The organism is Actinomycetota bacterium, from assembly GCA_005888325.1.
GTDB lineage: Bacteria > Actinomycetota > Acidimicrobiia > Acidimicrobiales > AC-14 > AC-14.
In genome coordinates, this window is sequence record VAWU01000088.1 from 1 (window position 1) to 5,854 (window position 5,854).

At 67.8% G+C, this 5,854-nt stretch carries 7 protein-coding genes; 3 read left to right on the forward strand and 4 right to left on the reverse strand.

Going from position 1 to position 5,854, the window contains the following annotated elements:
- The first annotated feature begins 209 nt into the window (after positions 1-209).
- Positions 210-611 (forward strand): nuclear transport factor 2 family protein, encoded by a 402-nt coding sequence (locus E6G06_22165; protein ID TML85154.1) that lies wholly within the window; start codon positions 210-212, stop codon positions 609-611.
- Between the two features lie 689 nt (positions 612-1,300).
- A complete protein-coding gene (locus E6G06_22170; protein ID TML85155.1) occupies positions 1,301-2,230 on the forward strand; it encodes an aminoglycoside resistance protein in 930 nt (309 codons plus the stop codon).
- A gap of 253 nt (positions 2,231-2,483) precedes the next feature.
- Here the strand turns inward: E6G06_22170 and E6G06_22175 are convergent, their stop codons facing one another.
- The gene (locus E6G06_22175; GenBank protein TML85156.1) at positions 2,484-3,131 is read right to left on the reverse strand and encodes a resolvase; all 648 of its coding nucleotides are present in this window, start codon (positions 3,129-3,131) and stop codon (positions 2,484-2,486) included.
- 66 nt (positions 3,132-3,197) lie between these two features.
- On the opposite strand from E6G06_22175, the gene E6G06_22180 reads away from it, so the two are divergent.
- Complete coding sequence (locus E6G06_22180; protein ID TML85157.1) at positions 3,198-3,725, forward strand: hypothetical protein; 528 nt, start codon at positions 3,198-3,200, stop codon at positions 3,723-3,725.
- Positions 3,726-3,770: 45 nt separating this feature from the next.
- On the opposite strand, the gene E6G06_22185 is transcribed toward E6G06_22180, so the two are convergent.
- The 3 genes from E6G06_22185 to E6G06_22195 form a co-directional block, all read right to left on the reverse strand.
- Entirely contained in the window at positions 3,771-3,950 is a 180-nt protein-coding gene (locus tag E6G06_22185) for a hypothetical protein (protein ID TML85158.1), read from the reverse strand.
- Positions 3,951-4,022: 72 nt separating this feature from the next.
- On the reverse strand, positions 4,023-5,324 hold the full coding sequence (locus E6G06_22190; protein ID TML85159.1) for a hypothetical protein: 1,302 nt from the start codon (positions 5,322-5,324) through the stop codon (positions 4,023-4,025).
- A gap of 10 nt (positions 5,325-5,334) precedes the next feature.
- Positions 5,335-5,826, reverse strand: a complete 492-nt coding sequence (locus E6G06_22195) for a DUF11 domain-containing protein (protein TML85160.1) — start codon at positions 5,824-5,826, stop codon at positions 5,335-5,337.
- Between the last annotated feature and the right edge of the window lie 28 nt (positions 5,827-5,854).

Here is a 5,854-nt window from a genome sequence, read left to right on the forward strand (position 1 = left end):
ATCGAGTCGCACGATCACCGACCGGCGACGATGGAAGTCGATACCGACGTACTGTCGATCCATAGGGGCCTCCTCCTCTTCGAGAGGTGTTGGTGTGAGAACCCCGAGTCTCCAACGACTCGGAGCTTCACGGGGAGCGGAGGCCCCGCTCCTTCATCGCATCAGTTCTGGCGCGATGACCTCGTGTGACTTCTCCTAATGTTTCATGGATGGCGGTGGGCGTGGACATCCGGGAGTTCAGAGAGGCTGTCGAGCGTGACGGTCATCGTCCGATAGTCGATGCGATGGCAGCCGATGTGGTCTTTCACACCCCTGTGGCGTCCGAACCGCTGGAGGGGCGCGCGGTCGTCGAGTGGGTTTTGACGGCGGTCTTCCATACCTACGACGGGTTCCGTTACACGGACCAGTTCGAAACGGCGGACAAGATCGCCTTGGTGTATCGCGCGACCGTCGGCGAGCACGAACTCGAAGGTGTGGAGGTCTTTCGCTTCGGCCCCGACGACCTGATCCACGAGATGACCGTCATGATTCGCCCGCATACGGGGGCGGCGGCGATGAACGAAGCCGTGAACGCCCGGCTCGCCAGTGGAGGGCCTCCGCCGAGTCCTTGAAGGAGGGCACCCTACGGCCGACGGCTTCGAGCAGGTTCCCCGACGCCCTTCCACGTGGGCGAGTACCCGAGCCCGCATCGATCCGGGAGCGCCGAGCGGCAGTTCGGGCGCGGCAATGAGACAATCTTGACAGTGACCCGCATCGTCGATCCCTCGCCCATCATCGAGGAACGGCTGCGTGAGGTCGCGGCCCAGTACGAGCCTCGGCTCTCGGAACTTCGCGCCTCGATCGCATCCGAGTCAGCGCGATCGGCCCGTCGGAGACTGAAGCGTTCTCTCCGCCAAACGAAGCGCGACTACCGTCGGGCGCGCGCCGAAGTAGAGGTACTTCGCATCGCTTGCTGGTAGCGCCGAGCGGCAGTTCGGGCGCGGTTCGCCCCCCGTCGCGGACGCGAGCGAGATGAGTCGTTGGCCGCACAGAGCGTCGGCTATGGGCGCGATCGACGCGGTCTCGGCTACGTCGTTCTGGCGCGAGTCGACGAAATTCCGAACTGATGTCGATCTGGCCGGGTTGGCGACCCTCAACCTCGGCGGCGGCGCCCCGCCCGGACGAGAGAATCCGTCGCGCTCGACGAGGCGGTGATGAACCACGAGCGGCGTGCGCGCATTTGACTCCGATCCCCGACGCCGCCTTGGGCACTGTGTAACCCTCGCCTTGCTTCCCCCTCAGTCATCCATACTTCGTGGCCATGGAATGGTTCGTCCCGAGCCTCGACGAGGGGGTCCGTCGTCGCCTCAGGAAGCGTTTGGGCAAGGAGATCGACCCTTGGCTAGACGAGGTGCCAGCCGTTCTCGCGACGCTCGGGGAACGCTGGGGGGTCAAGTTCGGGACGCTCATCCCCCAAGGCAGCATGTCGGTCGTCATCCGATGTGACACCGCCGATGGACGCTCTGCGGTCCTGAAGATCGCCCCCGATCGTGAGCGCCTAGGGATGGAAGCCGCTGCGCTCGCGACCTGGGCGACTCCCCATGTCCCCTCGGTCTATGCCGTCGAAGCTGCGGTAGGAGCTCTCCTGACGGAGGCCATAAAACCAGGGGCGATGCTCCGCGACACCTCCGGGTACCCCTCAATCGAGAACGTGGCCGAACTCGTGAACTCACTGCACACTCATGGTTCCTCGGCGACGGCGTTCCCACCGTTGACGCGGCGGATCGCGTACCTATTCGACTCCTGGGCAAGGCAGCGACACCTCCATCCCGAGCTCGTGGAGGTGGTCCCCGAAGGCCTTTTCGAGCGCGGCCGCGGGTTTGCCGCTCGGCTCGCCGCGCAACCGTCACCGACGGTCCTGCTCCACGGCGACCTGACCCCCGTCAATGTGCTCGACGGCGGAGACCGCCGCGGCCTAGTCGCCATCGACCCCGCCCCGTGCCTCGGTGACCCGGCGTACGACGCCATTGACCTGCTCGTGTGGAAAGCAGGCGACATCGCCACGATCGAGGCGCGAGCTGCTGTGCTCGCGACGGCGATCGGCGTCGACGTAGCCCGACTCCTCGACTGGTGCGTGGCCTTCGCAGGCATGTTTGCCCTCGACCTGGCGGGACCCGGGCAACGGCACGCTGACAACTGGCGTGAACGAGCCGAGCCGTTCCTCAAGCTCGCTTCCCGCGTCTCCAGCTAAAAGATGCGACGGCGCCGACCCTCCGGCAGCGCCTCCTTATGGGAGCCCGGCTGGCGACGGGTTGCAGTCCTTGGCGCATACGGCGCCGGGAATACGACATTGGCCGGCCGGCTCGGCGAAGCGACGGGTTTGCCGTCACGCCCCTGAGACCGCAGCACTTCGGTGCTCGGTTGCCATTGACGGGTAGCGCGTCGAGCGCGCGCACCGAGTGCCCGCTCGGCGCTCGTTCTGGACAGCCCGCAGCCGCCCCGCGTCAACGGCCCACCCGCGACCCGAGCACCTTCTGCACCGTGCTCGCGTGCCACCGCGCGCCTCCATGAGCGGTCGGTACTCCCGCCTCGTTCAGAGCGTCGGCGATGCCCCGGATCGACAAACCCTTCTTCCGCATGGCCTCGATCCGCTTCACTACCTTGGCGGGCATCACCGGCGGCCGCCCCAACCGCACGCCCTGCGCCCGCTTGACCGCCAGCGCGTCCTTGGTCCGCTGGCCGATGAGTCGCCGCTCGAACTGCGAGAAGTTGGCCACGGAGTTGGCGATCATCTCCCCCGCGGGGGTCGTGGTGTCCACGCCAAGGTCGATCGCCACCAACGCCCAGCCCTTCTTCCAGGACCGCTCCATGAGCCGGGTGAAGTCGGTCATCGAGCGCGACAGCCGGTCGAGCTTGGCCACCACCAGCGCCTCGGCCTCACCCTTCTCCACCGCGTCGAGCGCCGTGGCCAGGGCGGGCCTGCGCGCGGTCGTCTTGGCGCTCGCCCCGGCGTCCTCGTAGATGTCAAGGAGCTGCCAGCCGCGCCGCTTGGCCTCGTCGGTGATCGCGGCGCGCTGGGCCTCCAGCCCCAGGCCGGAGTCGGCCTGCTCCGAGGTGCTGACGCGGATGTAACCGACGACCTTCACGCTCACAGTGTACTACTAAAGGACGGTTTAGTGGACACTCGCTCCGTCGGGCACGTAGCAAGATGGAAGTCGATGGTGCCGTCGCACGACCCCGAGCTTCGCGCTACCGCCTATCACGAGGCGGGTCATGCCGTGGCGGCGTTCGTGCTTCGACGACCCATCAGGACCGCGTCGATCGAGCCCGCGGAAGGCTCGCTCGGCCGAGTCGAGCATCACCCACCCGGGAAGTGGTTCCAGCCTGATGCTGGCGTCGACACCAGGACGCGGAATCTCGTCAAGCGCCACATCGTCGGGCACCTCGCCGGTCCACTGGCCGAGGAGCGATTCACCGGCTCACACAACGAGACAGGTGCAACCTCCGACCACCACCATGCAGTGGACCTCGCCAGCTACCTCGTCGACGACGACGAGCGGTTGCAGATCCTGGTCGACGACCTCAGTTCTCGGGCGGCCGAGCTCCTTGCGCGGACGGACGTGTGGCGCGCGGTCGAGGCGGTCGCGGAGGAACTCGTACGCGATCGTCTCCTCGCTGGACGAGAGGTCCGAGCTGTCATCCGACGTACGGGTCTGCGCCCCGGCGGACGCGTGTTCGCTCGATAGCCCAACGCAGTACAAGCCCGCTCGGTCGCGGGCGGTGCCACAGCATCACGAGTCAGGCTTCGGCCGCGATCGCCTGCCAACACCCTCCAACGCCGCCAGCATCCCCTCCAGCCGCCGGAGGTTGCGTCGCTCGGCCGGGGTGTCGGCGGTCAGCTCGCCGCGGTCCACCGCTTCGAGCAGGCGACGCAGCATCTCGGCGGCTTCGCGCTCATCGGACTTCCGCACACGCACACTTTGACGCTCGCACCGGCCGCGGCGGATGACCCCTCTCCCAGGGACCCGTGGTGCGATGCTGCGCTACCCGGCGAAGCGGGCCAACTGACCGCCGTTACGACTACCGGCGAGGAGCGCACCGTTTGGTTGGCTCGTGAGAACGTCGACGCTCTGGATGGCGGTGCTCGTCGCGATGCCGCCCGAACCGAAATTGGTGTCGAAGTCGCCAGCGGGGCCGAACCTGGCGAGGACGGCGCGCGGGTAGTCGATGCCAGCCAGCACCACCGCGCCGTAGCGTTGGGTGGCGAAGGCGAAGACATTGAACGGGTTGGTCGACGGCATCGCGTGCGTGACCCGACCGCCAGTCCCGAAGGTCGAATCCAAGGTGCCGTCGGAGTTATATCGGGCAAGGGCGAACATCTCGCGACCACTGGCATCGTCGGTGGCCCCCGCGGCCAGCAGCTTGCCACCCGCGCGCAACACCAGGCCGCGGAGAAATGACTCGCGGTCGACTCCGAACCCGAAGTCGGTGCTGACCACGCCGTTGTCCCCGAAGCTCGCATCACGGGTGCCGGTCGGCGTCAGGCGAACGAGCTGGAACACCGCCGTGCCCACGGGGTCGTTGGGCCTGACCCCGGAGGCCCCGACGACGAGCTTGCCATCGGGCTGAACCAGGACGTGCGGAGGCCCTCCAGCGGCAAAATGGCCGCCGAGGCCCACGATGCCCGCCCAGCCGAAGGTGGTGTCGGCGCTGCCATCGGGGTTGAGCCGAACCACGAGGGTCCCGTGGTTTCCATCGCTCACCGCGACGATCTTGCCGTCCAGTTGAAGCACGACCGCGACGATGGCGTCGTAGCTGCCGAGGTCGCTGACGACTACGCCCCCGTTGCCGAAGCTGGCGTCGAGCGCGCCGTCGGGGAGGTAGCGCAGGAGAGCCAGCTCCGTCGGCGGCGGCATCCCGGCCCCGGGCTCGACGAACCCGCCCACCACGAGCTTGTCGTCGGGTTGGCGCACGAGGACCAGGGCGCCGCTGCCATGACCGACGAACGTGTCCACCACGCCCTGGTTGCCGAAGTTGGTGTCGGGGGTGCCATTGACGTTCAGTCGACGCAGCGAGATGTGGGAGGGGTCAGTGCGTGACAGGAGCGTGCCGGGCACCACGATTCGACCGTCGGGGACCACGATCGCCTGTCCGAGGTCGAAGTTGGGACCGAAGGTCACCACGCCGTTGGTGCCGAAGGACGCGTCGATGTCGCCGGGGCGACACGCGACCAACAACACCGCCGCTATCGCCAGCACCGCAAGCAGACGCACCCGCCTCATCGTCATCCGTGCGCTCCCGCATGAGGCCAACGCCCGTGTGCGCCCGGCCAACGTTCCCGCCATGGCATCCGCCTCATGTGGGCCGCACGGTGACCGACACCGAGGAGGTGTTGACGGCGGTGTTGGGATCGACCTCGTTGGCCGTGACCATCGCGGTATTGGTGAGGACCCCCCGGCCGCGCGGCTTGACCACCAGGGTGATGGTGGCGGAGGCACCCGACGCCAACGCCCCCAGCGAGCACGTGACGCTCGTGCCGCCGTCCCACGCGCAGGACCCGGTGCTCGTCGTCACGCGACGGAACTGCACCCCGCCCGGCAGCGCGTTGGGCCAGGCGTCCTGCAACTGCACGTTGGTGGCCGGGAGCGGCCCGTGGTTGGTGGCGGTGAGCGTCCAGGTGAGCGGCTTCCCGGTCATCACTGGGTTGGGCGTGGCGGTAAGACCCAGCGCGAGGTCCGCACCCGAAGCCTCGTAGACGCCCTGGTCGATCGCGGCCCCGACGATGCGGGGGTTGCCGTCGAGGTCGAAGGGTGTGAGGCCGAGCGCGATGCTGTCGCCCGCGTCGATCGAGGGTGACGCGCCGCGTAGGTGATAG